This is a genomic window from Streptomyces sp. NPDC050732 (assembly GCF_040654255.1).
GTDB lineage: Bacteria > Actinomycetota > Actinomycetes > Streptomycetales > Streptomycetaceae > Streptomyces.
Genome location: NZ_JBFAHP010000020.1, coordinates 96,615 through 121,372 on the forward strand (window position 1 = coordinate 96,615; position 24,758 = coordinate 121,372).

General features: G+C 66.4%; 35 protein-coding genes and 2 pseudogenes. 32 read left to right on the forward strand and 5 right to left on the reverse strand.

Translation table 11 applies throughout. The features are described from left to right. Positions 1–11 precede the first annotated feature (11 nt). The 3 genes from AB0H82_RS19855 to AB0H82_RS19865 all read right to left on the reverse strand — a co-directional run bounded on the left by AB0H82_RS19855 (position 12) and on the right by AB0H82_RS19865 (position 3,697). Positions 12–2,114, reverse strand: a complete 2,103-nt coding sequence (locus tag AB0H82_RS19855) for a hypothetical protein (protein WP_362994418.1) — start codon at positions 2,112–2,114, stop codon at positions 12–14. Beyond that, entirely contained in the window at positions 2,111–2,845 is a 735-nt protein-coding gene (locus AB0H82_RS19860) for a hypothetical protein (RefSeq protein WP_362994420.1), read from the reverse strand. Before AB0H82_RS19860 ends, AB0H82_RS19855 begins: the two co-directional genes overlap by 4 nt. Before the next feature lie 126 nt (positions 2,846–2,971). Next, entirely contained in the window at positions 2,972–3,697 is a 726-nt protein-coding gene (locus AB0H82_RS19865) for a Crp/Fnr family transcriptional regulator (RefSeq protein WP_362994421.1), read from the reverse strand. Between the two features lie 388 nt (positions 3,698–4,085). Between AB0H82_RS19865 and rpsL the strand changes: the two genes are divergently transcribed. From rpsL to tuf, 4 genes are all read left to right on the forward strand, one after another. Next, complete coding sequence (rpsL, locus tag AB0H82_RS19870) at positions 4,086–4,457, forward strand: 30S ribosomal protein S12 (RefSeq protein WP_003948652.1); 372 nt, start codon at positions 4,086–4,088, stop codon at positions 4,455–4,457. Between the two features lie 2 nt (positions 4,458–4,459). Next, positions 4,460–4,930 (forward strand): 30S ribosomal protein S7, encoded by a 471-nt coding sequence (rpsG, locus tag AB0H82_RS19875; RefSeq protein WP_003974303.1) that lies wholly within the window; start codon positions 4,460–4,462, stop codon positions 4,928–4,930. Positions 4,931–4,969: 39 nt separating this feature from the next. Then, the gene (gene fusA / locus AB0H82_RS19880) at positions 4,970–7,096 is read left to right on the forward strand and encodes an elongation factor G (RefSeq protein ID WP_362994424.1); all 2,127 of its coding nucleotides are present in this window, start codon (positions 4,970–4,972) and stop codon (positions 7,094–7,096) included. A gap of 143 nt (positions 7,097–7,239) precedes the next feature. Next, positions 7,240–8,433 (forward strand): elongation factor Tu, encoded by a 1,194-nt coding sequence (gene tuf / locus AB0H82_RS19885; protein ID WP_362994426.1) that lies wholly within the window; start codon positions 7,240–7,242, stop codon positions 8,431–8,433. A gap of 123 nt (positions 8,434–8,556) precedes the next feature. Here the strand turns inward: tuf and AB0H82_RS19890 are convergent. Together AB0H82_RS19890 and AB0H82_RS19895 are read right to left on the reverse strand one after the other, a co-directional pair. Then, a pseudogene (locus AB0H82_RS19890) lies at positions 8,557–8,679 on the reverse strand (Uma2 family endonuclease); the annotation flags it as partial. 74 nt (positions 8,680–8,753) lie between these two features. Beyond that, a pseudogene (locus AB0H82_RS19895) lies at positions 8,754–9,179 on the reverse strand (helix-turn-helix domain-containing protein); the annotation flags it as partial. Between the two features lie 772 nt (positions 9,180–9,951). On the opposite strand from AB0H82_RS19895, the gene rpsJ reads away from it, so the two are divergent. The 28 genes from rpsJ to rpsK all read left to right on the forward strand — a co-directional run bounded on the left by rpsJ (position 9,952) and on the right by rpsK (position 24,726). Next, positions 9,952–10,260, forward strand: coding sequence for a 30S ribosomal protein S10 (gene rpsJ / locus AB0H82_RS19900; protein WP_003948644.1), 309 nt, complete (start codon positions 9,952–9,954; stop codon positions 10,258–10,260). A gap of 14 nt (positions 10,261–10,274) precedes the next feature. Continuing rightward, on the forward strand, positions 10,275–10,919 hold the full coding sequence (gene rplC / locus AB0H82_RS19905) for a 50S ribosomal protein L3 (RefSeq protein WP_030782583.1): 645 nt from the start codon (positions 10,275–10,277) through the stop codon (positions 10,917–10,919). 8 nt (positions 10,920–10,927) lie between these two features. Continuing rightward, positions 10,928–11,581, forward strand: coding sequence for a 50S ribosomal protein L4 (gene rplD, locus AB0H82_RS19910; protein WP_150171088.1), 654 nt, complete (start codon positions 10,928–10,930; stop codon positions 11,579–11,581). Further along, positions 11,581–12,000, forward strand: a complete 420-nt coding sequence (rplW, locus tag AB0H82_RS19915) for a 50S ribosomal protein L23 (protein ID WP_055564827.1) — start codon at positions 11,581–11,583, stop codon at positions 11,998–12,000. The genes rplD and rplW overlap by 1 nt, the downstream gene beginning before the upstream one ends. Positions 12,001–12,039: 39 nt before the next feature. After that, the gene (gene rplB, locus AB0H82_RS19920; RefSeq protein ID WP_268772968.1) at positions 12,040–12,876 is read left to right on the forward strand and encodes a 50S ribosomal protein L2; all 837 of its coding nucleotides are present in this window, start codon (positions 12,040–12,042) and stop codon (positions 12,874–12,876) included. 12 nt (positions 12,877–12,888) lie between these two features. Next, the gene (gene rpsS, locus AB0H82_RS19925; protein WP_030782571.1) at positions 12,889–13,170 is read left to right on the forward strand and encodes a 30S ribosomal protein S19; all 282 of its coding nucleotides are present in this window, start codon (positions 12,889–12,891) and stop codon (positions 13,168–13,170) included. 41 nt (positions 13,171–13,211) lie between these two features. Next, complete coding sequence (gene rplV, locus AB0H82_RS19930) at positions 13,212–13,559, forward strand: 50S ribosomal protein L22 (protein WP_004571827.1); 348 nt, start codon at positions 13,212–13,214, stop codon at positions 13,557–13,559. Beyond that, entirely contained in the window at positions 13,559–14,392 is an 834-nt protein-coding gene (gene rpsC / locus AB0H82_RS19935) for a 30S ribosomal protein S3 (RefSeq protein WP_055564829.1), read from the forward strand. The genes rplV and rpsC overlap by 1 nt, the downstream gene beginning before the upstream one ends. Positions 14,393–14,397: 5 nt before the next feature. Next, positions 14,398–14,817: a 50S ribosomal protein L16 gene (gene rplP, locus AB0H82_RS19940; RefSeq protein WP_055698227.1), complete on the forward strand. Its 420-nt coding sequence runs from the start codon at positions 14,398–14,400 to the stop codon at positions 14,815–14,817. Continuing rightward, positions 14,817–15,041, forward strand: coding sequence for a 50S ribosomal protein L29 (gene rpmC / locus AB0H82_RS19945; protein ID WP_127912615.1), 225 nt, complete (start codon positions 14,817–14,819; stop codon positions 15,039–15,041). The genes rplP and rpmC overlap by 1 nt, the downstream gene beginning before the upstream one ends. Continuing rightward, a complete protein-coding gene (gene rpsQ / locus AB0H82_RS19950) occupies positions 15,041–15,328 on the forward strand; it encodes a 30S ribosomal protein S17 (RefSeq protein ID WP_164321735.1) in 288 nt (95 codons plus the stop codon). The genes rpmC and rpsQ overlap by 1 nt, the downstream gene beginning before the upstream one ends. 100 nt (positions 15,329–15,428) lie before the next feature. Then, positions 15,429–15,797: a 50S ribosomal protein L14 gene (gene rplN / locus AB0H82_RS19955; RefSeq protein WP_003974257.1), complete on the forward strand. Its 369-nt coding sequence runs from the start codon at positions 15,429–15,431 to the stop codon at positions 15,795–15,797. A gap of 2 nt (positions 15,798–15,799) precedes the next feature. After that, a complete protein-coding gene (rplX, locus tag AB0H82_RS19960) occupies positions 15,800–16,123 on the forward strand; it encodes a 50S ribosomal protein L24 (protein WP_016645174.1) in 324 nt (107 codons plus the stop codon). Continuing rightward, on the forward strand, positions 16,123–16,680 hold the full coding sequence (rplE, locus tag AB0H82_RS19965; RefSeq protein WP_362994433.1) for a 50S ribosomal protein L5: 558 nt from the start codon (positions 16,123–16,125) through the stop codon (positions 16,678–16,680). Before rplX ends, rplE begins: the two co-directional genes overlap by 1 nt. A 5-nt stretch (positions 16,681–16,685) precedes the next feature. Further along, positions 16,686–16,871, forward strand: coding sequence for a type Z 30S ribosomal protein S14 (locus tag AB0H82_RS19970; RefSeq protein WP_003956452.1), 186 nt, complete (start codon positions 16,686–16,688; stop codon positions 16,869–16,871). 220 nt (positions 16,872–17,091) lie between these two features. Continuing rightward, positions 17,092–17,490, forward strand: coding sequence for a 30S ribosomal protein S8 (rpsH, locus tag AB0H82_RS19975; protein ID WP_018528360.1), 399 nt, complete (start codon positions 17,092–17,094; stop codon positions 17,488–17,490). Positions 17,491–17,511: 21 nt separating this feature from the next. Continuing rightward, complete coding sequence (rplF, locus tag AB0H82_RS19980) at positions 17,512–18,051, forward strand: 50S ribosomal protein L6 (RefSeq protein ID WP_055527119.1); 540 nt, start codon at positions 17,512–17,514, stop codon at positions 18,049–18,051. Between the two features lie 3 nt (positions 18,052–18,054). Further along, on the forward strand, positions 18,055–18,438 hold the full coding sequence (rplR, locus tag AB0H82_RS19985; RefSeq protein ID WP_030782545.1) for a 50S ribosomal protein L18: 384 nt from the start codon (positions 18,055–18,057) through the stop codon (positions 18,436–18,438). Between the two features lie 67 nt (positions 18,439–18,505). After that, on the forward strand, positions 18,506–19,114 hold the full coding sequence (gene rpsE, locus AB0H82_RS19990) for a 30S ribosomal protein S5 (protein ID WP_127912612.1): 609 nt from the start codon (positions 18,506–18,508) through the stop codon (positions 19,112–19,114). Then, complete coding sequence (gene rpmD / locus AB0H82_RS19995) at positions 19,114–19,296, forward strand: 50S ribosomal protein L30 (protein ID WP_005481207.1); 183 nt, start codon at positions 19,114–19,116, stop codon at positions 19,294–19,296. Before rpsE ends, rpmD begins: the two co-directional genes overlap by 1 nt. Before the next feature lies 1 nt (position 19,297). Further along, positions 19,298–19,753 carry a 50S ribosomal protein L15 gene (gene rplO, locus AB0H82_RS20000; RefSeq protein ID WP_062775150.1) on the forward strand — a complete coding sequence of 152 codons (456 nt, stop codon included), beginning with the start codon at positions 19,298–19,300 and terminating at the stop codon, positions 19,751–19,753. Positions 19,754–19,977: 224 nt separating this feature from the next. Continuing rightward, complete coding sequence (gene secY, locus AB0H82_RS20005) at positions 19,978–21,291, forward strand: preprotein translocase subunit SecY (RefSeq protein ID WP_362994437.1); 1,314 nt, start codon at positions 19,978–19,980, stop codon at positions 21,289–21,291. Then, positions 21,291–21,944: an adenylate kinase gene (locus AB0H82_RS20010; protein ID WP_150171094.1), complete on the forward strand. Its 654-nt coding sequence runs from the start codon at positions 21,291–21,293 to the stop codon at positions 21,942–21,944. The genes secY and AB0H82_RS20010 overlap by 1 nt, the downstream gene beginning before the upstream one ends. A 132-nt stretch (positions 21,945–22,076) precedes the next feature. Continuing rightward, positions 22,077–22,913, forward strand: a complete 837-nt coding sequence (gene map / locus AB0H82_RS20015; protein WP_362994439.1) for a type I methionyl aminopeptidase — start codon at positions 22,077–22,079, stop codon at positions 22,911–22,913. Positions 22,914–23,291: 378 nt separating this feature from the next. Next, on the forward strand, positions 23,292–23,513 hold the full coding sequence (infA, locus tag AB0H82_RS20020; RefSeq protein ID WP_003948620.1) for a translation initiation factor IF-1: 222 nt from the start codon (positions 23,292–23,294) through the stop codon (positions 23,511–23,513). A 58-nt stretch (positions 23,514–23,571) separates the two neighbouring features. Further along, positions 23,572–23,685 (forward strand): 50S ribosomal protein L36, encoded by a 114-nt coding sequence (gene rpmJ / locus AB0H82_RS20025; RefSeq protein ID WP_003948619.1) that lies wholly within the window; start codon positions 23,572–23,574, stop codon positions 23,683–23,685. A gap of 190 nt (positions 23,686–23,875) precedes the next feature. Continuing rightward, a complete protein-coding gene (gene rpsM, locus AB0H82_RS20030) occupies positions 23,876–24,256 on the forward strand; it encodes a 30S ribosomal protein S13 (RefSeq protein ID WP_030782528.1) in 381 nt (126 codons plus the stop codon). A 65-nt stretch (positions 24,257–24,321) separates the two neighbouring features. Continuing rightward, positions 24,322–24,726 carry a 30S ribosomal protein S11 gene (gene rpsK, locus AB0H82_RS20035; RefSeq protein WP_003948617.1) on the forward strand — a complete coding sequence of 135 codons (405 nt, stop codon included), beginning with the start codon at positions 24,322–24,324 and terminating at the stop codon, positions 24,724–24,726. The last annotated feature ends 32 nt before the right edge of the window (positions 24,727–24,758 follow it).

The window sequence follows — 24,758 nt, forward strand, 5'->3', positions numbered from 1 at the left end:
GACCGGCTTCCTTACTCGCTGATCTGTGGGTGTGTGGAGACCGCTGCCAGCAGCCGCTCGGCCACCTGCGGCACGCTGCCGTCGGCGTTGTGCACCGTGCGCAGCAGATGGCTGATGCGCCGACGGTCGGTGGCGGTGGTCGCGAGGGCGGGGAGGAGTGCGGCCAGTGCGCTCTCCGACGACGGGTCCGTGTCGGCCTCGCACACCCAGGAGCGCAGGACGTCCAGTGCCTGGGAGGTGCGTGCACGCTCGTTGAGCGCGGTGCGCCACAACGTGGCGAGATGCTCGTCCTCCTTGGAGCCGTCCGTCGTGGCCCTCGCGTACCAGTCGAGGACCAGTGGTCGTCCGGTGTCGTCGTCCCATTGCTCACAGGCGTGCACGAACGCGAGCAACGCGTGTGCGCGCACCGCGTGACCGTCGACGGTCCGCTGGGCCAAGGCGTCGAGTACTGGGCCTTGTACGGCGAGGAGCAGCAACTCCAGGGCGTCGGCGAGCTGTGCCTCCTCCTCGTCCTCCTGTTCCTCGTCGGCCCAGCTCTGCTGTGCCGCGTCGAGCAGCGCCCGCAGCGCCTCCTGGTGGTGGACGGGGCCCAGCAGGCCGTAGGCCCTGAGAGCTGTCCAGCGACGGCTCGCCTGGTCGCCGGTGCACCAGCCGTGCAGGATCGCCGGCACGGTGGGTACGTGCAGCAGGACCGAAAGGGTGAGGGCGTTGGCCGCCGTCAGCCAGGCGTTGGAGTTCTTTGCGTCGGCCCAGGGCTCGATGAGCAGGGCCAAGGCCGAGGGCAGGTCCGCGGTGGCCAGCAGCGCGGTGGCAGCGGCGGCGCGGGTGCGTACGAGGGGGCGGCCGTCCTTGGCCAGTTCCTTGATCCAGCCGACCAGCGCGGGGCGGGCCGAGGGATGCAGGGTCCATACCTCGCGGAGCAGGACGCGTGCGGTGCTGTCGTCCTTGAAGGCGGCGACGAACTGAGTGACAGCACCCCACTCGGTGACTTCGGTGTCCATGTAACCGTTGGCGCGAGCGAGCAGCAGGCGGTCGCTTCGCGAGCTGCCGAAGACGGGGACGCAGGGGAGCTGATTGGGTTCCTGGATCTTCTGCAACAAGGCGAAGAGCTTGTCCCCGAGCTCGGCGGTGACCGCGTACGGGGCTCCGTCGAAGGCAGCCAGCGAGATGAGGAACGCCTTGTCAAGGAGGTCCGGCTTCTCCTCGGTGAGCCAACGGTTGACCTGTGCGACGACCGCGGCCTCCCCGTAGGCGGCGAGCTCGTCCTCGCTGATTTCGCCGCGATCCAGGGCCGCGAGCCGCTGCGAGAACTGGGCGGTCTCGCCCGGCTGGCGCTCCCGGGCGAGGAATTCGTTGACGGGGGCGAGGGCCTGCAGCCGCGCCCAGGCGTCGGCGCCGGCGAGTCGTGTGACGTGTGAGCGCAGCATGGATTTCGTGGAAGGGGGCTCCCAGCGCACGGAGGGCACGTCGCCGAGAGCGGCCGACGGCTCGACGGTGATCACCAGGTGCCCACCGGTGCGCTCGAGGTGTTCGCGCAGACTCAGCAGATGGAGTCTGCGCAGAGGCCTGCTACGGCTGGTCACCAGGTCACACATGACGTAGCCGACCGCGCCGTCGAGCTGGAGATGCAGCGAGGCGGGGGAGGTGCGGGGCTCCAGGTGGCGCAGTCGACCGATGCCCAGCCGCGAGAGCAGCATCATGGCGGCGCACCGGCGGCCCGATGCGTGTCCTCCGGAGAGGACGATGACGCGTTCCGCCCGCAGTCGGGTGAGTGCCTCCTCGAAACTCGCACAGCCCTGGAAGACGGCTTCCAGTTCGTCGACCTCGGCCTGGGGGATGGGCCCGGAGGCGGTTCCGTCGGTGCTGCCGCCCGTCACCCCGAACTGGTAGACGACATTGCCCTGCACATGACCGCCGCTGACCCCGTACTGGTCCCGCCCCACCAGGCTGGAGGCGAAGGAAGGGCTGTGTTCGATGAGGTCCCGTCGAGCGGCCCACGCGTTCTGACGTTGTTCCTGTGCGTCGGGCGTCTCCTCCTGGCCCCGATTCTGCTCGCCATCGTCGGCGGCCGCATGGTCCGTGGTGACGGGGCCGGGCGCTTCCTCACGGCTCATCGGTCGTCCCCCGGGCTGAAGCGGTAGTGGATGTCGCCCTGCACATGGCCGCCGCTGACCCCGTACTGATCACGTCCGACGTTCGTGGTGCCGTACCGCGCCTCCTGAGAGGACCCGTTCACGGCTGCTTCCTCGGATGGGGGAGGCGACGCCGGGGCCGCCCCGGTCTCACCGTGCAGCCAGGCGACCGTGGGCCCTTCCTTCGCCTCGACCGTGATCCGGTGGAACTCCTCGGGCCGCACTCCCAGGGGCCCGTGCCGCACCACTCCCTGGTACACGCCGTCGGACACGCACAGCACGCTGTGGTCCTTGCGCCCCCGCAGAGCCTCACGGAGCGGGGCCGCGTCCAGCAGCCGGCAGGCGTGGTTGAGGTCCGAGCCGACCCAGCCGTTGAGGTCGTCCACGGCGACGTACCCGGTGGACAGCACGATGCGCAGGCGCATCTGGGCACTGTTCGAGATCAGCCGGTTCTTGTTGTGCAGCAGTGCCGGGGTCTCGGCCAGCAGCGTCTTCAGTACCGCCGAGACAGGGACACGGGCGTCGATGAGCTCCATCACGGAGTCACCCCGGTCCGCACGGAGCCGCGCCGTCTCACTGACGCCTGCCGCCACGAGGGTCTGGTCCGCGACGTCGTACAGCAGGCGTCGCAGGAAGGCCTGCTCCACGTCGTCGCGTTTGCCGAACTGCTCGATGTCGAAGAGCAGGATGGTGCGGTTCACGGGCTCGTTCATGTCTGCCTCTCGCCGGATCGGTTCCGTCGAGCAGCACGATGGCGCGCCAGGGGCGGGACAACGGAGGGCCGATGACGCATCCGTTCTGTGACCGCGTGCACAGATCGACCGTCCGCTACGTGACGCTCACTCGGCGCTGCGGCAGTCGCTACCGACGATGCGGCGCAGGATGTCGGGACGGACGACGATGATGCGGCGACGGCTCGTGATGACGACGTGGCGGTCGCGCAACTCCCTCAGCAGGCGGGCGACTGCCTCACGCGAGGCCCCGACCGAGCCGGCAAACTCCTGCTGGCTGAGGGGCACGGTGAGTTCGATTCCCTCCTCCGTCCGGATGCCGTGAGTACGTACGAGGTCGAGCAGCAGGACGGCGAGCCGCTCGCGCACCGAGAGAGCCGCCCACTCCAGTCGGCGGCGGTCGGTCGAGCGCTGCCTGTCCGTGGCCAGGCCCAGCAGCTTGAGGGCCACCTGTGGGCTCCCCGCGAGGAACCCGGTGAAGCGGCCCTGCTCGATGGCGACCGCTTCGACCTGCTCCAGCGCGGTCACGGTGGCCGAGCGGCCGCGGCCGCTCAGGGCGGCACCCTCACCGATGATGTCGCCGGGGCCTCGCAGGGCGAGGAGGGCCTCGTAGCCGTTGGCCGCGGTGGCGGTGACCTTGGTCCAGCCCTGGAGGAGCAGCAGCACGTGGGTGGAGGGCTCGTCCTGGCGCATGATGACCGCACGGGCGGGATAGTGGAGAGGGCGGCCAATGGCCAGCAGCGCGGTGCGGTCGTCCCTCTCCAGCCGTGCGAGGAAGGGCACCCGATCATCGAGGCCGTCGTCGCTCCACGCGTGCCCCAGCCCGCCGGTCATCCCGCTGCCCCCGTGTTCACGTGCGTCGATGCCATCGGTTTCGCAACCAGTCAACGTACTTGAGGTGGCCGATCGGGGAACCGGCGACAACCAGCCGCACTGGCCGGGAGCAGTCGCGCACGAATCGAAAAGCCCGGCGTGTCGCCCCCCATCGCATTTGTTTTGACCAGACTCGATGAGGTAGGTACGCTCAGACCTTGTGCCTGGGGTGTGCCTGGGCTCGTGCGCGTGTCTTCAACCGCATCGCGAGTCCGTCAACAAGGCCACCGTAATCTGCGCCCCTTTCCGCCTTGCGGCGGAAGTCTGCAGGATTCGACACACCCGACCGCGTGGGTCGGCGACGTTCCGGGTTAGCTTTACTATTCGGCACACAGAAACCGGAGAAGTAGTGCCTACGATCCAGCAGCTGGTCCGTAAGGGCCGGCAGGACAAGGTCGAGAAGAACAAGACGCCCGCACTTGAGGGTTCGCCCCAGCGCCGTGGCGTCTGCACGCGTGTGTTCACGACCACCCCGAAGAAGCCGAACTCGGCCCTCCGTAAGGTCGCGCGTGTGCGTCTGACCTCCGGGATCGAGGTTACGGCCTACATTCCGGGTGAGGGACACAACCTGCAGGAGCACTCCATCGTGCTCGTGCGTGGTGGCCGTGTGAAGGACCTGCCTGGTGTTCGCTACAAGATCATCCGCGGTTCCCTCGACACCCAGGGTGTCAAGAACCGCAAGCAGGCCCGCAGCCGCTACGGCGCCAAGAAGGAGAAGTAAGAATGCCTCGTAAGGGCCCCGCCCCGAAGCGCCCGGTCATCATCGACCCGGTCTACGGTTCTCCTCTGGTGACCTCCCTCATCAACAAGGTGCTGCTGAACGGCAAGCGCTCCACCGCCGAGCGCATCGTGTACGGCGCCATGGAGGGCCTGCGCGAGAAGACCGGCAACGACCCGGTCATCACGCTGAAGCGCGCGCTCGAGAACATCAAGCCGACCCTTGAGGTCAAGTCCCGCCGTGTCGGTGGCGCGACCTACCAGGTCCCGATCGAGGTCAAGCCGGGCCGTGCGAACACGCTCGCCCTGCGCTGGCTCGTCGGTTACTCCCGCGCCCGTCGCGAGAAGACCATGACCGAGCGTCTGCTCAACGAGCTCCTCGACGCCTCCAACGGCCTCGGTGCCGCTGTGAAGAAGCGCGAGGACACCCACAAGATGGCCGAGTCCAACAAGGCCTTCGCGCACTACCGCTGGTAGTCGCTACCCACATCGAGACCGAGAGAAGACTGAGCCGACATGGCTACCACTTCACTTGACCTGGCCAAGGTGCGCAACATCGGCATCATGGCTCACATCGACGCGGGCAAGACGACGACCACCGAGCGGATCCTGTTCTACACCGGTGTCTCGTACAAGATCGGTGAGGTCCACGACGGCGCCGCGACGATGGACTGGATGGAGCAGGAGCAGGAGCGTGGCATCACGATCACCTCTGCTGCCACCACCTGTCACTGGCCGCTGAACGACGTCGATCACACCATCAACATCATCGACACCCCGGGCCACGTCGACTTCACCGTCGAGGTGGAGCGTTCGCTCCGCGTGCTCGACGGTGCCGTGACGGTGTTCGACGGCGTCGCCGGCGTTGAGCCCCAGTCCGAGACCGTGTGGCGTCAGGCGGACCGCTACGGCGTCCCGCGTATCTGCTTCGTCAACAAGCTCGACCGCACGGGTGCCGAGTTCCACCGCTGCGTCGACATGATCGTCGACCGCCTCGGTGCGACCCCGCTGGTCATGCAGCTGCCCATCGGTGCAGAGGCTGACTTCAAGGGCGTCGTCGACCTCGTCACCATGAAGGCCTTCGTCTGGTCCGCCGAGACCAAGATGGGCGAGGCCTACGACATCGTCGACATCCCCGACACGCACACCGAGGCTGCCGAGGAGTACCGCGGCAAGCTGCTTGAGGCCGTCGCGGAGAACGACGAAGAGATGATGGAGCTGTACCTCGAAGGCCAGGAGCCTTCGGTGGACCAGCTGTACGCGGCGATCCGTCGCATCACCATCGCCTCCGGCAAGGGCGGCGACACCACCGTCACCCCCGTCTTCTGCGGTACCGCGTTCAAGAACAAGGGCGTCCAGCCCCTGCTCGACGCGGTCGTGCGCTACCTGCCGTCCCCCCTGGACGTCGAGGCCATCGAGGGCCACGACGTCAAGGACCCTGAGCAGGTCATCAAGCGCAAGCCGTCCGACGACGAGCCGCTGTCGGCCCTCGCGTTCAAGATCGCGAGCGACCCGCACCTCGGCAAGCTCACCTTCGTCCGGATCTACTCCGGTCGCCTGGACTCCGGCACCGCGGTGCTGAACTCCGTCAAGGGCAAGAAGGAGCGCATCGGCAAGATCTACCGCATGCACGCGAACAAGCGTGAGGAGATCGAGTCGGTGGGCGCCGGTGACATCGTCGCCGTCATGGGCCTGAAGCAGACCACCACGGGTGAGACGCTCTCCGACGACAAGCAGCCGGTGATCCTGGAGTCCATGGACTTCCCGGCGCCGGTCATCGAGGTCGCCATCGAGCCGAAGTCCAAGGGTGACCAGGAGAAGCTGGGTGTCGCCATCCAGCGTCTCTCGGAGGAGGACCCCTCCTTCCGCGTTCACTCGGACGAGGAGACCGGCCAGACCATCATCGGTGGTATGGGCGAGCTTCACCTTGAGGTGCTCGTCGACCGCATGAAGCGCGAATTCCGCGTCGAGGCGAACGTCGGCAAGCCGCAGGTGGCGTACCGCGAGACGATCCGCAAGGCCGTCGAGCGCGTCGACTTCACCCACAAGAAGCAGACCGGTGGTACCGGTCAGTTCGCGAAGGTGCAGATCGCGATCGAGCCCATCGAGGGCGGCGACGCGTCGTACGAGTTCGTGAACAAGGTCACGGGTGGCCGCATCCCCAAGGAGTACATCCCTTCGGTGGACGCGGGTGCTCAGGAGGCCATGCAGTTCGGCATCCTGGCGGGCTACGAGATGACGGGCGTTCGCGTCACGCTCATCGACGGCGCCTACCACGAGGTCGACTCCTCCGAGCTCGCCTTCAAGATCGCCGGTTCGCAGGCCTTCAAGGAGGCCGCGCGCAAGGCCAGCCCCGTGCTGCTCGAGCCGATGATGGCCGTCGAGGTCACCACGCCCGAGGACTACATGGGCGATGTCATCGGTGACATCAACTCCCGCCGTGGCCAGATCCAGGCCATGGAGGAGCGCAGCGGCGCTCGCGTCGTGAAGGGCCTCGTGCCCCTCTCGGAGATGTTCGGCTACGTCGGAGACCTCCGCAGCAAGACGTCGGGTCGCGCAAGCTACTCAATGCAGTTCGACTCCTACGCCGAGGTTCCGCGGAACGTCGCCGAGGAGATCATCGCGAAGGCCAAGGGCGAGTAACTCACCCGAGTTAACGCTTTAGGCTTGACACCATCCGCCGGGGTTCGACCCCGAAGGGCGAGAACCCCGGCGGCTGGCTTCCCAGCAAAGATCACCTGGCGCCGATGAAGCAAGGCGTACAGAACCACTCCCAGGAGGACCCAGTGGCGAAGGCGAAGTTCGAGCGGACTAAGCCGCACGTCAACATCGGCACCATCGGTCACATTGACCACGGTAAGACGACCCTCACGGCCGCCATTACCAAGGTGCTGCACGACGCGTACCCCGACCTGAACGAGGCCTCGGCCTTCGACCAGATCGACAAGGCTCCCGAGGAGCGCCAGCGCGGTATCACGATCTCGATCGCGCACGTCGAGTACCAGACCGAGGCGCGTCACTACGCCCACGTCGACTGCCCCGGTCACGCGGACTACATCAAGAACATGATCACGGGTGCCGCGCAGATGGACGGCGCCATCCTCGTGGTCGCCGCCACCGACGGCCCGATGCCGCAGACCAAGGAGCACGTGCTCCTGGCCCGCCAGGTCGGCGTTCCGTACATCGTTGTCGCCCTGAACAAGGCCGACATGGTGGACGACGAGGAGATCCTGGAGCTCGTCGAGCTTGAGGTCCGTGAGCTCCTCTCCGAGTACGAGTTCCCGGGCGACGACCTGCCGGTCGTCAAGGTCTCCGCTCTGAAGGCCCTTGAGGGCGACAAGGAGTGGGGCCAGACCGTCCTCGACCTGATGAAGGCCGTCGACGAGTCGATCCCGGAGCCCGAGCGCGACGTCGACAAGCCGTTCCTGATGCCGATCGAGGACGTCTTCACGATCACCGGTCGTGGCACCGTCGTCACCGGCCGCATCGAGCGTGGTGTCCTCAAGGTCAACGAGACCGTCGACATCATCGGCATCAAGACCGAGAAGACCACCACCACGGTCACCGGCATCGAGATGTTCCGCAAGCTGCTCGACGAGGGCCAGGCCGGTGAGAACGTCGGTCTGCTCCTCCGTGGCATCAAGCGCGAGGACGTCGAGCGCGGCCAGGTCATCATCAAGCCCGGTTCGGTCACGCCGCACACCGAGTTCGAGGCCCAGGCCTACATCCTGTCGAAGGACGAGGGTGGCCGTCACACCCCGTTCTTCAACAACTACCGCCCGCAGTTCTACTTCCGCACGACGGACGTGACCGGCGTTGTGACCCTCCCCGAGGGCACCGAGATGGTCATGCCGGGTGACAACACCGAGATGTCGGTGGAGCTCATCCAGCCCGTCGCCATGGAAGAGGGCCTGAAGTTCGCCATCCGTGAGGGTGGCCGGACCGTCGGCGCCGGCCAGGTCACCAAGATCAACAAGTAAGCTTTCCGCTTGCGCGTTGATCGGGGAGACCCGGTTGCTCTGAACTGAGCGCATCGCAGTACACGCAGTAACGGAAGGGCCCGTACGACTTCGGTCGTACGGGCCCTTTCGCGTGCGCGCGGCTTACTGGTAGCGAGGCAGGGACTCGGTCGGGATCGTCCACTCGGCGATGGTGACGTCCTCGCCGTAGACGAAGTCCTTGCGCGTGGCGTAGCGCGGGCCCTGTGGGGTGGCGTGGATGTCGGTGCGTGCGGGTGGGGCTCAGCCGGGGAGGCCTGGGCAGAGGCGCGCGGCTGCGGCGGCGGGGCGTGCCGCCGGGGCGCGCTCGGCTGGTTGCAGGAAGTCGTGCGGGTGACGATGCGGCCCGCGGGGGTGCGTTCGCGGTCGCGGCGCAGGTAGCCGTGGGTCTCCAGCTCGCGCAGGGCGGCGGCGATACGGGTCGAGCCCTCGGGGAAGCGGGCCGCCAGCGATTTGATGTCGACGCGGGCCCCTGCGGGCAGCGACTGGATGTGGCAGGCCAGGCCGATCTCCAGGAGGGAGAGCTCCTGGTGCTGCGTGAGGTGGTTGCCGATCACCGTGAAGCGGGAGGTGTGGCGGGTGTTCTCGTGGGCGATACCGGAGGCCTGCGGCCGGGGAGCGGTGGGGTGTGCTCGGCCCCGGGGGAGGGCGGTCGCCCTTGAGGGGGGTTTGTCGCCGCCAATGGCGGACCTGGCGCGCGAGGGCGCGCTAGGGTTTTGGGTGTCCATCGGGAAGTGCCTCTTCCTCGGTGGTCAGGCCCTCGCCTCGGGATTGCCGTCCCGGCGGGGGCCGTCGCATGTCTGGAGTTGTTCTCGTCTGCTGGGCTGAGAGTAGGGCCATTGGGGGGCCGGAAAGCCAGCTGAGCCGGTGATGTTCACCCGGGGGAGTGAGCGAGGCGGGGCGGGACCCTGCGGGGTGGGCACCGGGGCCTGGCGCCGGGGCCTGTGGGGCTCGGTGGGGCTTGGTGGGGTTCTTTCTCTCCCCGGTTCCTTGGGGAGGCGCCTGTGTCACCGGAGCACGGGGGAGCGGGTTCCGGTGGTCGGCGGCACGGCGCGCCGACCCCCGCCCCGGGTTTGATCTCCGTCACTCACCGGGTACGCTCTTCGGCTCGATTGGCACCAGGCGTGCCCCGTATGGCAGACTGTCCTGGTTGCTCGGTTGAGTGCCGATGCTGCGCGCCTCCCGCCGGGAGGACCGGAAGCGAGTCCCACAGTACTCGTCGCCCTCATCTGTCGAGGGGCCCGAAAGGGCCTGTAGGCAGCGCTGGGGCGGACGTACGGGAATCTTTCGGGAAGTGCAGCGCGGTGGTTCGGCCAGGCGCCCGGTGGGTTTCTTCCCCCGGACCCGCGGTCATCAGGGCCGCAGCCCCTAGCAGGGATTCTCCTTCGGGAGAACTGTGTGAGCGGGACTGCGACACGCCCGACCGCGTGGGTCGGAGGAAGTAGAAAAAAGGGCCTATCGGGAGCCAGAGCGTTCGAGACAAAGGACTACTAAGTAGCCATGGCGGGACAGAAGATCCGCATCCGGCTCAAGGCCTACGACCACGAGGTCATCGACTCTTCGGCGAAGAAGATCGTCGAGACGGTGACTCGCACTGGTGCGTCGGTCGCGGGCCCGGTGCCGCTGCCCACTGAGAAGAACGTGTACTGCGTCATCAAGTCGCCGCACAAGTACAAGGACTCGCGCGAGCACTTCGAGATGCGCACGCACAAGCGCCTGATCGACATCCTCGACCCGACCCCCAAGACCGTTGACTCGCTGATGCGCCTGGACCTTCCGGCCGGCGTTGACATCGAGATCAAGCTCTGAAGGGCGCGAAGAAGATGACCAAGCAGATCAAGGGCATCCTGGGCGAGAAGCTCGGCATGACCCAGGTCTGGGACGAGAACAACCGTGTCGTCCCGGTGACCGTGGTCAAGGCCGGGCCCTGCGTCGTTACCCAGGTCCGTACGAATGACAGCGACGGCTACGAGTCGGTCCAGATCGCCTTCGGCGAGATCGACCCGCGCAAGGTGAACAAGCCCCTCAAGGGCCACTTCGCCAAGGCCGACGTGACCCCCCGTCGCCACCTCGTCGAGATCCGTACCGCTGGTGCCAGCGAGTACACCCTCGGCCAGGAGCTGACTGCCGAGACGTTCGAGGCCGGTATCAAGGTCGACGTCACCGGCAAGAGCAAGGGCAAGGGCTTCGCCGGTGTGATGAAGCGTCACAACTTCCACGGCGGCAAGGCCTCCCACGGTGCCCACCGCGTGCACCGCAAGCCCGGTTCCATCGGTGGCTGTGCCACCCCCGGCCGTGTCTTCAAGGGCATGCGCATGGCGGGTCGCATGGGCAACGAGCGGGTCACCACCCAGAACCTGACCGTCCACGCCGTTGACGCGGAGAAGGGTCTGCTGCTCATCAAGGGCGCGGTCCCCGGTCCGAACGGCGGCCTCGTCCTGGTCCGTACCGCGGCCAAGGGGGCCTGAGGTAACCCATGAGCACCATTGACATCCTTTCGCCGGCAGGCGACAAGACCGGGACGGTCGAGCTCCCCGCGGAGATCTTCGACGTCGAGAAGATCAGCATTCCGCTGATCCACCAGGTCGTCGTCGCGCAGCTGGCCGCGGCCCGTCAGGGCACGCACAAGACCAAGACCCGCGGTGAAGTCCGTGGTGGTGGCAAGAAGCCTTACCGCCAGAAGGGCACCGGCCGCGCGCGCCAGGGTTCGACCCGTGCGCCGCAGTTCGCCGGCGGTGGCGTCGTCCACGGCCCCGTGCCGCGTGACTACTCCCAGCGCACCCCCAAGAAGATGAAGGCTGCCGCCCTGCGTCACGCCCTCACCGACCGGGCGCGCAACTCCCGCATCCACGTCGTCTCCGGCGTGGTCGAGGGCGAGATCTCGACGAAGGCCGCGAAGAGCCTGCTCGGCAAGGTCAGCGAGCGCAAGAACGTGCTGCTGGTCATCGAGCGCTCGGACGAGCTGTCGCTGCTCTCCGCCCGCAACCTGCCCCAGGTCCACATCCTGGAGCCGGGCCAGCTGAACACGTACGACGTGCTCGTCTCGGACGACGTGGTCTTCACCAAGGCCGCGTTCGAGTCCTTCGTGTCCGGCCCGAAGGCCACTGACACCGAAGGGAGCGAAGCCTGATGGCCATCCGTCACCAGAGCATCGCGTCCAAGGCCGCGAAGGCCGCCAAGGCCGCGCGCGTCGCCAAGGCGAAGCGCATCGCGACCGAGGGCAAGATCGCCGTTGAGCCCACCCCGCTGAGCAAGTCCTTCTCGGACCCGCGCGACGTCCTCGTCAAGCCGGTCGTCTCCGAGAAGTCGTACGCGCTGCTCGACGAGGGCAAGTACACGTTCATCGTGGCTCCGGGCGCCAACAAGACCCAGATCAAGCAGGCCGTCGAGGCGGTCTTCTCGGTCAAGGTCACCGGCGTCAACACGATCAACCGTCAGGGCAAGCGGAAGCGTACGCGCACCGGTTTCGGCAAGCGTGCCGACACCAAGCGCGCCATCGTGACCCTTGCTGAGGGCGACCGTATCGACATCTTCGGCCAGGCCTCCTAACGGAGCGCCCTGGTCCGAATATCGGACGAGGACTGAGAAATGGGAATCCGCAAGTACAAGCCGACTACGCCGGGCCGCCGTGGCTCCTCCGTAGCCGACTTCGTCGAGGTAACGCGGTCCACGCCGGAGAAGTCGCTGGTTCGCCCGCTGCACAGCAAGGGTGGCCGTAACAATTCCGGTCGTGTGACCGTTCGCCACCAGGGTGGTGGCCACAAGCGCGCCTACCGCGTGATCGACTTCCGTCGCCACGACAAGGACGGCGTGCCGGCCAAGGTCGCGCACATCGAGTACGACCCCAACCGCACCGCGCGCATCGCGCTGCTGCACTACGCGGACGGCGAGAAGCGCTACATCCTCGCCCCGCGCGGCACGCAGCAGGGTGACCGGATCGAGAGTGGCGCCGGCGCCGACATCAAGCCCGGCAACAACATGGCGCTGCGCAACATCCCGGTCGGTACGACCATCCACGCCATCGAGCTGCGGCCCGGCGGCGGCGCGAAGTTCGCCCGCTCCGCGGGTGCCTCCGTGCAGCTGCTCGCGAAGGAAGGCGCCATGGCGCACCTTCGCATGCCGTCCGGTGAGATCCGTCTGGTCGACGTCCGCTGCCGCGCCACCATCGGCGAGGTCGGCAACGCCGAGCAGTCGAACATCAACTGGGGCAAGGCCGGCCGCATGCGCTGGAAGGGCGTCCGCCCGACCGTGCGTGGTGTCGTGATGAACCCGGTCGACCACCCGCACGGTGGTGGTGAAGGCAAGACCTCCGGTGGTCGTCACCCGGTCTCGCCGTGGGGCAAGAAGGAGGGTCGTACTCGTGATCGCAACAAGGCGAGCAACAAGTACATCGTCCGCCGCCGCAAGTCGAACAAGAAGCGCTAGGAGCGGGTTTAGATGCCGCGCAGTCTCAAGAAGGGGCCCTTCGTCGACGACCACCTCGTAAAGAAGGTGGACGCCCAGAACGAAGCCGGCACCAAGAACGTCATCAAGACCTGGTCCCGTCGCTCGATGATCATTCCCAGCATGCTGGGTCACACGATCGCGGTGCACAACGGCAAGACCCACATCCCGGTGTTCGTCACCGAGTCGATGGTCGGCCACAAGCTCGGCGAGTTCTCGCCGACTCGCACCTTCCGCGGCCACGTCAAGGACGACCGGAAGTCGAAGCGCCGCTAACGCGGGGTGGAACGACTATGACTAACACCGAAGGGACAACCATGGAAGCCAGGGCCCAGGCGCGGTACATCCGCGTCACGCCCATGAAGGCCCGCCGCGTGGTGGACCTCATCCGTGGCATGGATGCCACGGAGGCTCAGGCGGTCCTGCGTTTCGCCCCGCAGGCCGCGAGCGTGCCGGTCGGCAAGGTGCTGGACAGCGCCATTGCCAACGCCGCGCACAACTACGACCACACCGACGCCTCTTCGCTGGTCATCAGCGAGGCGTACGTGGATGAGGGCCCGACCCTGAAGCGGTTCCGTCCGCGTGCTCAGGGCCGTGCCTACCGGATCCGTAAGCGGACCAGCCACATCACCGTGGTCGTCAGCAGCAAGGAAGGAACCCGGTAATGGGCCAGAAGGTAAACCCGCACGGGTTCCGGCTCGGTGTCACGACCGACTTCAAGTCGCGTTGGTACGCCGACAAGCTGTACAAGGACTACGTCAAGGAAGACGTCGCCATCCGTCGGATGATGACGTCCGGCATGGAGCGCGCCGGCATCTCGAAGGTGGAGATCGAGCGCACCCGTGACCGCGTGCGTGTGGACATCCACACCGCCCGTCCCGGCATCGTCATCGGCCGCCGTGGCGCCGAGGCCGACCGCATCCGCGGTGACCTCGAGAAGCTCACGGGCAAGCAGGTCCAGCTGAACATCCTTGAGGTCAAGAACCCCGAGGTCGACGCTCAGCTCGTGGCCCAGGCCGTGGCGGAGCAGCTGTCCTCCCGCGTCTCCTTCCGTCGCGCCATGCGTAAGAGCATGCAGTCGGCGATGAAGGCGGGCGCCAAGGGCATCAAGATCCAGTGTGGTGGCCGTCTCGGCGGCGCCGAGATGTCGCGCTCGGAGTTCTACCGCGAGGGCCGCGTGCCCCTGCACACGCTCCGCGCCAACGTCGACTACGGCTTCTTCGAGGCCAAGACGACCTTCGGCCGTATCGGCGTGAAGGTCTGGATCTACAAGGGCGACGTCAAGAACATCGCCGAGGTCCGCGCCGAGAACGCAGCTGCCCGCGCCGGCAACCGCCCGGCCCGTGGTGGCAACGACCGCCCGGCCCGTGGTGGCCGTGGTGGCGAGCGTGGCGGCCGCGGTCGCAAGCCGCAGCAGTCGGCTCCGGCCGCCGAGGCCCCCAAGGCCGAGGCGCCCGCCGCTGCTCCGGCTGCTGAGAGCACCGGAACGGAGGCCTGACCGAAATGCTGATCCCCCGTAGGGTCAAGCACCGCAAGCAGCACCACCCGAAGCGCAGCGGTATGTCCAAGGGTGGCACGCAGGTTGCGTTCGGCGAGTACGGCATCCAGGCGCTGACCCCGGCGTACGTGACGAACCGTCAGATCGAGGCAGCTCGTATCGCGATGACGCGTCACATCAAGCGTGGCGGCAAGGTCTGGATCAACATCTACCCGGACCGCCCCCTCACCAAGAAGCCTGCCGAGACCCGCATGGGTTCCGGTAAGGGTTCCCCGGAGTGGTGGGTCGCCAACGTCAAGCCCGGACGCGTCATGTTCGAGCTGTCGTACCCCAACGAGAAGATTGCTCGTGAGGCGCTCACCCGCGCTGCTCACAAGCTTCCGATGAAGTGCCGCATCGTCCGGCGCGAGGCAGGTGAGTCGTGATGTCGGCCGGTACCAAGGCGTCCGAGCTGCGCGAGCTGGGCGACGAGGAGCTTGTCAACAAGCTTCGCGAAGCCAAGGAAGAGCTGTTCAACCTCCGCTTCCAGGCGGCGACGGGTCAGCTCGAGAACCACGGTCGGCTCAAGGCCGTCCGTAAGGACATCGCGCGGATCTACACCCTGATGCGTGAGCGCGAGCTGGGCATCGAGACGGTGGAGAGCGCCTGATGAGCGAGAGCAACGTGACTGAAGAGACGAAGGCCGCGCGCGGCTTCCGCAAGACCCGTGAGGGCCTTGTCGTCAGCGACAAGATGGACAAGACCGTCGTCGTCGCCGTCGAGGACCGCGTCAAGCACGCGCTGTACGGCAAGGTCATCCGCCGTACCAACAAGCTCAAGGCGCACGACGAGCAGAACGCTGCCGGCGTCGGCGACCGCGTCCTCCTGATGGAGACGCGTCCGCTGTCCGCCACCAAGCGCTGGCGCATCGTCGAGATCCTCGAGAAGGCCAAGTAATCCCTCTGAGGGGCACCCCCCTCGGAGTTCGTTCCGCCAGGCTCCCGGGGCAGTTCGCTGAACTGCCCCGGGGGAACCGGCAGACAATCAGGAGATAGACGTGATCCAGCAGGAGTCGCGACTGCGCGTCGCCGACAACACGGGTGCGAAGGAAATTCTCACCATCCGTGTTCTCGGTGGCTCGGGTCGCCGCTACGCGGGCATCGGTGACGTCATCGTCGCCACCGTCAAGGACGCGATCCCCGGTGGCAACGTGAAGAAGGGTGACGTCGTCAAGGCGGTCATCGTTCGCACCGTCAAGGAGCGCCGCCGTCCGGACGGCTCGTACATCCGCTTCGACGAGAACGCCGCCGTCATTCTGAAGAACGACGGCGACCCTCGCGGCACCCGTATCTTCGGCCCTGTCGGCCGTGAGCTGCGCGAGAAGAAGTTCATGAAGATCATCTCGCTCGCGCCGGAGGTGCTGTAAGCATGAAGATCAAGAAGGGCGACCTGGTCCAGGTCATCACCGGTAAGGACAAGGGCAAGCAGGGCAAGGTCATTGCCGCTTACCCGCGCGACGAGCGCGTCCTGGTCGAGGGTGTCAACCGGGTCAAGAAGCACACGAAGGCCGGCCCGACCGCCAGCGGCTCGCAGGCCGGCGGCATCGTGACCACCGAGGCCCCCGTCCACGTCTCCAACGTCCAGCTGGTCGTGGAGAAGGACGGCAACAAGGTCGTCACGCGCGTCGGTTACCGCTTCGACGACGAGGGCAACAAGATCCGCGTTGCCAAGCGGACGGGTGAGGACATCTGATGACGACCACCACCACTCCGCGTCTCAAGACGAAGTACCGCGACGAGATCAAGGACAAGCTGCGTGAGGAGTTCTCTTACGAGAACGTCATGCAGATCCCCGGCCTGGTCAAGATCGTGGTCAACATGGGTGTCGGCGACGCCGCCCGTGATTCGAAGCTGATCGACGGCGCCATCCGCGACCTCACCACGATCACCGGCCAGAAGCCGGCCGTGACGAAGGCCCGGAAGTCCATCGCGCAGTTCAAGCTGCGCGAGGGCCAGCCGATCGGCTGCCACGTCACGCTCCGTGGCGACCGCATGTGGGAGTTCCTGGACCGCACCCTGTCGCTCGCGCTGCCGCGCATCCGCGACTTCCGTGGTCTGTCCCCCAAGCAGTTCGACGGCCGTGGCAACTACACCTTCGGTCTCACGGAGCAGGTCATGTTCCACGAGATCGACCAGGACAAGATCGACCGCGTCCGGGGTATGGACATCACCGTGGTGACCACGGCGACCAACGACGCTGAGGGCCGCGCGCTCCTTCGTCACCTCGGCTTCCCGTTCAAGGAGGCGTAAGCGAGATGGCGAAGAAGGCTCTGATTGCCAAGGCTGCTCGTAAGCCCAAGTTCGGTGTGCGTGCGTACACCCGCTGCCAGCGCTGCGGCCGTCCGCACTCCGTCTACCGCAAGTTCGGCCTCTGCCGCGTGTGCCTTCGTGAGATGGCTCACCGTGGCGAGCTGCCGGGCGTGACCAAGAGCTCCTGGTAGTCCCCCCTTTTTCAAGGGTTAAAGGACTCCTGGATCTCTCGGTAAGTAAAGGGTTGGCAGCCGCCCTCCTCCGTATGGCTTAGGCTAGGAGGGTTGGGCGTCTGCCGCCCTGACCGACTTACTACGCCGTAGGTCCCCGCACCGCACCCGTCCTGCCACTGAGTGGGGAGAGGGATGGCGCAGATAGGAAACCCCGGCGAGAGAGGCCGAAGGCCAATTCATGACCATGACTGATCCGATCGCGGACATGCTGACTCGTCTGCGTAACGCGAACTCGGCGTACCACGACACCGTGGCGATGCCGCACAGCAAGATCAAGTCTCACATCGCGGAGATCCTCCAGCAGGAGGGCTTCATCACGGGCTGGAAGGTCGAGGACGCCGAGGTTGGCAAGAACCTCGTTCTTGAGCTGAAGTTCGGCCCGAACCGTGAGCGCTCCATCGCGGGCATCAAGCGGATCTCCAAGCCCGGTCTCCGGGTTTACGCGAAGTCCACCAACCTGCCGAAGGTCCTCGGCGGCCTCGGCGTGGCGATCATCTCCACGTCGCACGGTCTCCTGACCGGACAGCAGGCAGGCAAGAAGGGCGTAGGTGGGGAAGTCCTCGCCTACGTCTGGTAGTCGGGAACGGAGGAATAGCTAATGTCGCGTATTGGCAAGCTCCCCATCACGGTTCCCGCCGGCGTGGACGTCACCATCGACGGCCAGACGGTCGCGGTCAAGGGTCCCAAGGGCACCCTGAGCCACACCATCGTCGCGCCGATCGAGATCGCTAAGGGTGAGGACGGCGTCCTGAACGTCACCCGCCCGAACGACGAGCGTCAGAACAAGGCCCTCCACGGCCTGTCCCGCACGCTGGTGGCGAACATGATCACCGGCGTGACCCAGGGTTACGTGAAGAAGCTCGAAATCAGCGGTGTCGGTTACCGCGTCCTGGCGAAGGGCTCCAACCTGGAGTTCTCGCTCGGCTACAGCCACCCGATCCTGATCGAGGCGCCCGAGGGCATCTCCTTCAAGGTCGAATCGGCGACCAAGTTCTCGGTCGAGGGCATCGACAAGCAGAAGGTCGGCGAGGTTGCGGCCAACATCCGCAAGCTGCGCAAGCCCGACCCGTACAAGGCCAAGGGCGTCAAGTACGAAGGCGAAGTCATCCGCCGCAAGGTCGGAAAGGCGGGTAAGTAAGCCATGGCATACGGTGTCAAGATTGCTAAGGGCGACGCTTACAAGCGTGCTGCCATCAAGCGTCGTCACATCCGCATCCGTAAGCACATCTCGGGTACGGCTGAGCGTCCGCGCCTGGTCGTGACGCGCTCCAACCGCCACATCGTGGCCCAGGTCATCGACGACATCAAGGGTCACACCCTGGCGTCGGCGTCGACCCTGGACACCACGATCCGCGGCGGCGAGGGCGACAAGTCCGCGCAGGCCAAGTCGGTCGGCGCCCTGGTCGCCGAGCGCGCCAAGGCCGCCGGTGTCGAGACTGTCGTGTTCGACCGTGGTGGTAACCAGTACGCCGGGCGCATCGCCGCCCTGGCGGACGCCGCCCGCGAAGCCGGACTCAAGTTCTGAGTCCTGCCCGTTCGCGCAGTGACTTTTGATGCTGCGTAGCTAGCGGAAACAGAGAGAGGTAATTCCAATGGCTGGACCCCAGCGCCGCGGTGGCGGTGCCGGTGGCGGCGAGCGGCGGGACCGGAAGGGTCGCGACGGTGGCAACGCCGCCGCCGAGAAGACCGCGTACGTTGAGCGCGTCGTCGCGATCAACCGCGTCGCCAAGGTTGTGAAGGGTGGTCGTCGCTTCAGCTTCACTGCGCTCGTCGTAGTGGGCGACGGTGACGGCACCGTGGGTGTCGGTTACGGCAAGGCCAAGGAGGTGCCGGCCGCCATCGCCAAGGGTGTTGAGGAGGCCAAGAAGCACTTCTTCAAGGTCCCCCGTATCCAGGGCACCATCCCGCACCCGATCACGGGCGAGAAGGCCGCGGGCGTCGTCCTGCTCAAGCCTGCTTCCCCCGGTACCGGTGTTATCGCCGGTGGCCCGGTGCGTGCCGTGCTTGAGTGCGCCGGCGTTCACGACATCCTGTCGAAGTCGCTCGGTTCGTCGAACGCGATCAACATCGTGCACGCGACCGTGGCGGCCCTCAAGGGTCTGCAGCGTCCCGAGGAGATCGCGGCTCGCCGTGGTCTGCCCCTTGAGGACGTCGCTCCCGCGGCTCTGCTGCGGGCGCGTGCCGGGGCTGGTGCTGCGTAATGGCACAGCTCAAGATCACGCAGACGAAGTCGTACATCGGCAGCAAGCAGAACCACCGCGACACCCTGCGTTCCCTTGGTCTCAAGGGCATCAACACGCAGGTCGTCAAGGAGGACCGCCCCGAGTTCCGCGGCATGGTGCACACCGTCCGCCACCTCGTGACGGTTGAGGAGGTCGACTGACATGGCGGAGCAGAACCCGCTGAAGGTCCACAACCTCCGGCCCGCCCCGGGCGCCAAGACCGCCAAGACCCGTGTGGGTCGTGGTGAGGCGTCCAAGGGTAAGACCGCTGGTCGTGGTACCAAGGGCACCAAGGCCCGTTACCAGGTTCCGGAGCGCTTCGAGGGTGGCCAGATGCCCCTCCACATGCGTCTCCCGAAGCTCAAGGGCTTCAAGAACCCGTTCAAGACCGAGTTCCAGGTCGTGAACCTCGACAAGCTGAGCGCGCTGTACCCGGAGGGTGGCGAGGTCACCGTCGAGGGTCTCGTCGCCAAGGGTGCCGTTCGCAAGAACAGCCTCGTCAAGGTGCTCGGCCAGGGTGAGCTCACCGTGGCGCTGCAGGTGACGGTCGACGCCGTCTCCGGCTCCGCCAAGGAGAAGATCACCGCCGCGGGCGGTACCGTCACCGAGCTCGTCTGATTCATTCGGACGTGTCGATGACATGAGCGATTCCCAGCCGGGGATGCCCCACAAAAGGGGCATCCCCGGTTGGTCGTTCCAAGGGGGGCACGGTCGCCGGTAAGGTGGCGTGCACTGTCTAAGCTCCGTGCGGTCTGCCCGCACGGTTTTCTTGACTGATATGTATTCGTCGATCCTCAGACCACCACCTCTGGCGCACGCGCGCGGGGGTCGCAGGAGGCACCGTGCTCACCGCGTTCGCCCGGGCGTTCAAGACGCCCGACCTGCGCAAGAAGCTGCTCTTCACGCTCGGCATCATCGTGATCTACCGGGTGGGTACACATGTGCCGATCCCCGGTGTCAACTACAAGAACGTCCAGGCCTGCATCGACAACGCCAATGCGAATCAGGGCCTGTTCGGTCTCGTGAACATGATGAGCGGTGGCGCGCTGCTGCAGATCACGATCTTTGCGCTCGGCATCATGCCGTACATCACGGCGAGCATCATTCTGCAGCTGCTGACCGTGGTGATCCCGCGCCTTGAGGCCCTCAAGAAGGAGGGCCAGGCCGGCACGGCGAAGATCACGCAGTACACGCGCTATCTGACCATCGCGCTCGCGATCCTTCAGGGCACGGGCCTGGTGGCCACCGCCCGCACCGGCTCCCTCTTCCAGGGCTGCCCGGTCGCCACCGAGATCGTCCCCGACCAGTCGATCTTCGTCACGATCACGATGGTCATCACGATGACCGCCGGTACGGCCTGTGTGATGTGGCTCGGTGAGCTCATCACCGACCGCGGCATCGGCAACGGCATGTCGATCCTGATGTTCATCTCGATCGCCGCGACCTTCCCGGCCGCCCTGTGGGCCATCAAGGAGCAGGGCTCGCTCGCCGACGGCTGGATCGAGTTCGGCATCGTCATCGCGGTGGGTCTCGTCATGGTCGGCCTGGTGGTCTTCGTCGAGCAGGCGCAGCGGCGCATCCCCGTCCAGTACGCGAAGCGCATGATCGGCCGCAGGTCCTACGGCGGTACGTCGACGTACATCCCGCTGAAGGTCAACCAGGCGGGCATCATCCCTGTGATCTTCGCCTCGTCGCTGCTCTACATTCCGGCGCTGGTCGCCCAGTTCGCGGGCGGCAACTCGGGATGGAAGCAGTGGATCGACGCGAACCTGACCAAGGGTGACCATCCGATTTACATCGCCACGTACTTCATCCTGATCGTCTTCTTCGCCTTCTTCTACGTCGCGATCTCCTTCAACCCCGAGGAAGTCGCCGACAACATGAAGAAGTATGGTGGCTTCATCCCGGGCATCCGGGCTGGCCGTCCGACCGCTGAGTATCTGAGCTACGTACTCAACCGGATCACCTGGCCGGGTTCGCTGTATCTGGGTCTGATCGCTCTTGTGCCGACGATGGCGTTGGTGGGCTTCAACGCGAACCAGAACTTCCCGTTCGGCGGGACGAGCATCCTCATCATCGTGGGTGTGGGTCTGGAAACCGTGAAGCAGATCGAGAGCCAGCTCCAGCAGCGCAATTACGAAGGGTTCCTCCGCTGATGCGTATCGTCCTCGTCGGGCCGCCCGGTGCGGGCAAGGGAACGCAGGCCGCGTTCCTCGCCAAGAACCTGTCGATCCCGCACATCTCCACGGGCGACCTCTTCCGTGCCAACATCAGCCAGGGCACGGATCTGGGCAAGCAGGCGAAGGCGTACATGGACGCCGGAAACCTCGTGCCCGACGAGGTGACCATCGGCATGGCGAAGGACCGGATGGCGCAGCCGGACGCCGAGAACGGCTTCCTGCTCGACGGGTTCCCGCGCAACGTGTCGCAGGCGGAGGCGCTGGACGTGGCGCTCAAGGCCGATGACGTGAAGCTCGACGCCGTCCTGGACCTGGAGGTCCCGGAGGACGAGGTCGTCAAGCGGATCGCGGGCCGGCGCATCTGCCGCAAGGACTCCAGCCACGTCTTCCACGTGACGTACAGCAAGCCGAAGCAGGAGGGCGTCTGCGACGTCTGCGGCGGCGAGCTCTACCAGCGCGAGGACGACAGCGAGGACACCGTCCGCAAGCGCCTTGAGGTCTACCACACGCAGACCGAGCCGATCATCGACTACTACCGGACCCAGGGTCTGGTCGTGACGATCTCGGCGCTCGGCAAGGTGGACGAGGTCACCGAGCGGGCCATGGACGCGCTCAAGGGCGACAAGTAGCCAGTGGACCAGTAGTAACCAGTACGCTGTTTCGGCCGCGGTGCCCCTCGGGGGACCGCGGCCGTACTGTTGTGTACGTAGTCGGTTCGTACGTAGCCGGTTGTTGGACGGATGACGGAGAGCGGAAGCCCCATGGTGCAGATCAAGACCCCCGAGCAGATCGCGAAGATGCGTGAGGCGGGCCTTGTCGTCGCCGCGATCCACGCCGCGACCCGTGAGGCCGCGGTGCCCGGCGCGACCACGAAGGACCTGGACGACGTCGCCCGCAAGGTCATCGCGGAGCACGGGGCGAAGTCGAACTTCCTCGGGTACGGCGGCTTCCCCGCCACGATCTGCACGTCCGTGAACGAGGTCGTCGTGCACGGCATCCCGGACGACAAGACCGTCCTGAAGGACGGCGACATCATCTCCATCGACGCCGGCGCGATCATCGACGGCTGGCACGGTGACGCGGCGTACACCGCCTTCGTCGGCTCCGGTCACGCTCCGGAGCTGGTGGAGCTCTCCCGGGTGACCGAGGAGTCGATGTGGGCCGGTATCGCGGCCATGAAGCAGGGGAACCGGCTCGTCGACGTCTCGCGTGCCATCGAGACGTACATCCGCCGGCAGCCGAAGCCGGGCGGCGGGAAGTACGGGATCGTCGAGGACTACGGCGGGCACGGTATCGGCACCGAGATGCACATGGACCCCCACCTCCTGAACTACGTCGAGCGCCGCCGCGGCAAGGGCCCCAAGCTGGTCCCCGGCTTCTGCCTGGCCATCGAGCCCATGGTCTCCCTCGGCACGCCCCGCACGGAGGTCCTGGAGGACGACTGGACCGTCATCACGACGGACGGCACATGGTCGTCCCACTGGGAGCACTCGGTGGCCCTCACGGAGGCGGGCCCGCTGGTCCTGACGGCCCCGGACTGCGGCAAGGCGAAGCTGGCGGAGTACGGGATCGTGGCGGCGCCGGATCCGCTGGGCTGAGGTCGGCTGCGCCGGGGCGGACGCCTCCCGCGTCGGGGCCCGGCACCGTGGGCTGTGCCCACCCGTGCCGCCTTGCGGCACGCCTGCCCACAGCGGGGCGGCACGCCTGCCCACAGCGGGGCGGCGCGGCTGCCCACGGCGGGGCGGCGTGGCTGCCCACGGCGGGGGAGCGTGCGTGTGCCGCCTGCCGGTGGCAGGGCGGACGGATCGCTGGGGTGGGGGTCTCCTCGTTGCTTAAGGATCTACGGTGTGGGGCAGACTTTCTCGATTCGTCTTTCCGAGTGCACTGACGTAGACTGACGCGTCGGCTCTCGTGCATCCGTGTGTCTGCATACGGAGCATGTAGTCGATCAAGGTAGTCGATTCGAAGGGCGAAGCGTGGCCAAGAAGCAAGGTGCCATCGAGATCGAAGGCACTGTCGTCGAGTCTCTTCCGAACGCCATGTTCAAGGTGGAGCTCCAGAACGGCCACCAGGTCCTGGCACACATCAGCGGCAAGATGCGCATGCACTACATCCGCATCCTCCCTGACGACCGGGTCGTGGTGGAGCTGTCTCCGTACGACCTGACGCGTGGCCGGATCGTCTACCGGTACAAGTAGATCTTGCCCGCATCCCGCTCGCGCGGGGTGGTGGCACTGACCCGGAGAACCTCACCCAATGAAGGTCAAGCCGAGCGTCAAGAAGATCTGCGACAAGTGCAGGGTGATCCGCCGTCACGGCCGGGTCATGATCATCTGCGACAACCCGCGCCACAAGCAGCGCCAGGGCTGACGCACGACTGCAGTTCGCAGATTTTCGCGCGACGCAAGTAAGTAGATACGCAGGACCCGTCCCTCTTCAGTTCCATTCAGGTAATGGAGGGCGACACCCCCGGTCGGAGGCCGGGGACCCAGTAGGTACCTCATACGGCCGCTGGGAGTGGTTCTGCTGAAGACCTCCGAAGAATCAACAGGAGCCATGAATGGCACGCGTTGAAGGCGTTGACCTCCCGCGCGAAAAGCGCATCGAGGTCGCCCTCACCTACGTGTTCGGCATCGGCCGCACGCTGGCCCAGCAGACGCTGGACGCCACCGAGGTGGACCGCAACACCCGCGTTCGCGACCTGACCGAGGAAGACCTCGTCAAGATCCGCGAGTACGTGGACGCCAACATCAAGACCGAGGGTGACCTGCGTCGCGAGATCCAGGCCGACATCCGTCGCAAGGTCGAGATCGGCTGCTACCAGGGTCTGCGCCACCGTCGTGGCCTGCCCGTCCGCGGTCAGCGCACCAGCACGAACGCCCGCACCCGCAAGGGCCCGCGTCGCGCCATCGCCGGTAAGAAGAAGCCGGGCAAGAAGTAGTCCTCGCTCAGCGGTCTATCGACAGCTGACGCTGCAGGACCGACCACCTCCCGTAGGAGTTATAGATGCCCCCCAAGGGTCGTCAGGGCGCTGCCAAGAAGGTGCGCCGCAAGGAAAAGAAGAACGTTGCCCACGGGCACGCTCACATCAAGAGCACGTTCAACAACACGATCGTGTCCATCACGGACCCGACCGGCAATGTGATCTCGTGGGCCTCCGCCGGCCACGTCGGTTTCAAGGGCTCGCGCAAGTCCACGCCGTTCGCCGCGCAGATGGCCGCCGAGTCGGCTGCCCGTCGCGCGCAGGAGCACGGCATGCGCAAGGTCGACGTCTTCGTCAAGGGCCCGGGTTCCGGTCGCGAGACCGCCATCCGTTCGCTCCAGGCGACCGGCCTTGAGGTCGGCTCGATCCAGGACGTGACGCCCACGCCGCACAACGGCTGCCGTCCGCCCAAGCGCCGCCGCGTCTGACGCAGGCTGCTGCTTGATCTGAGGGTTCGGGC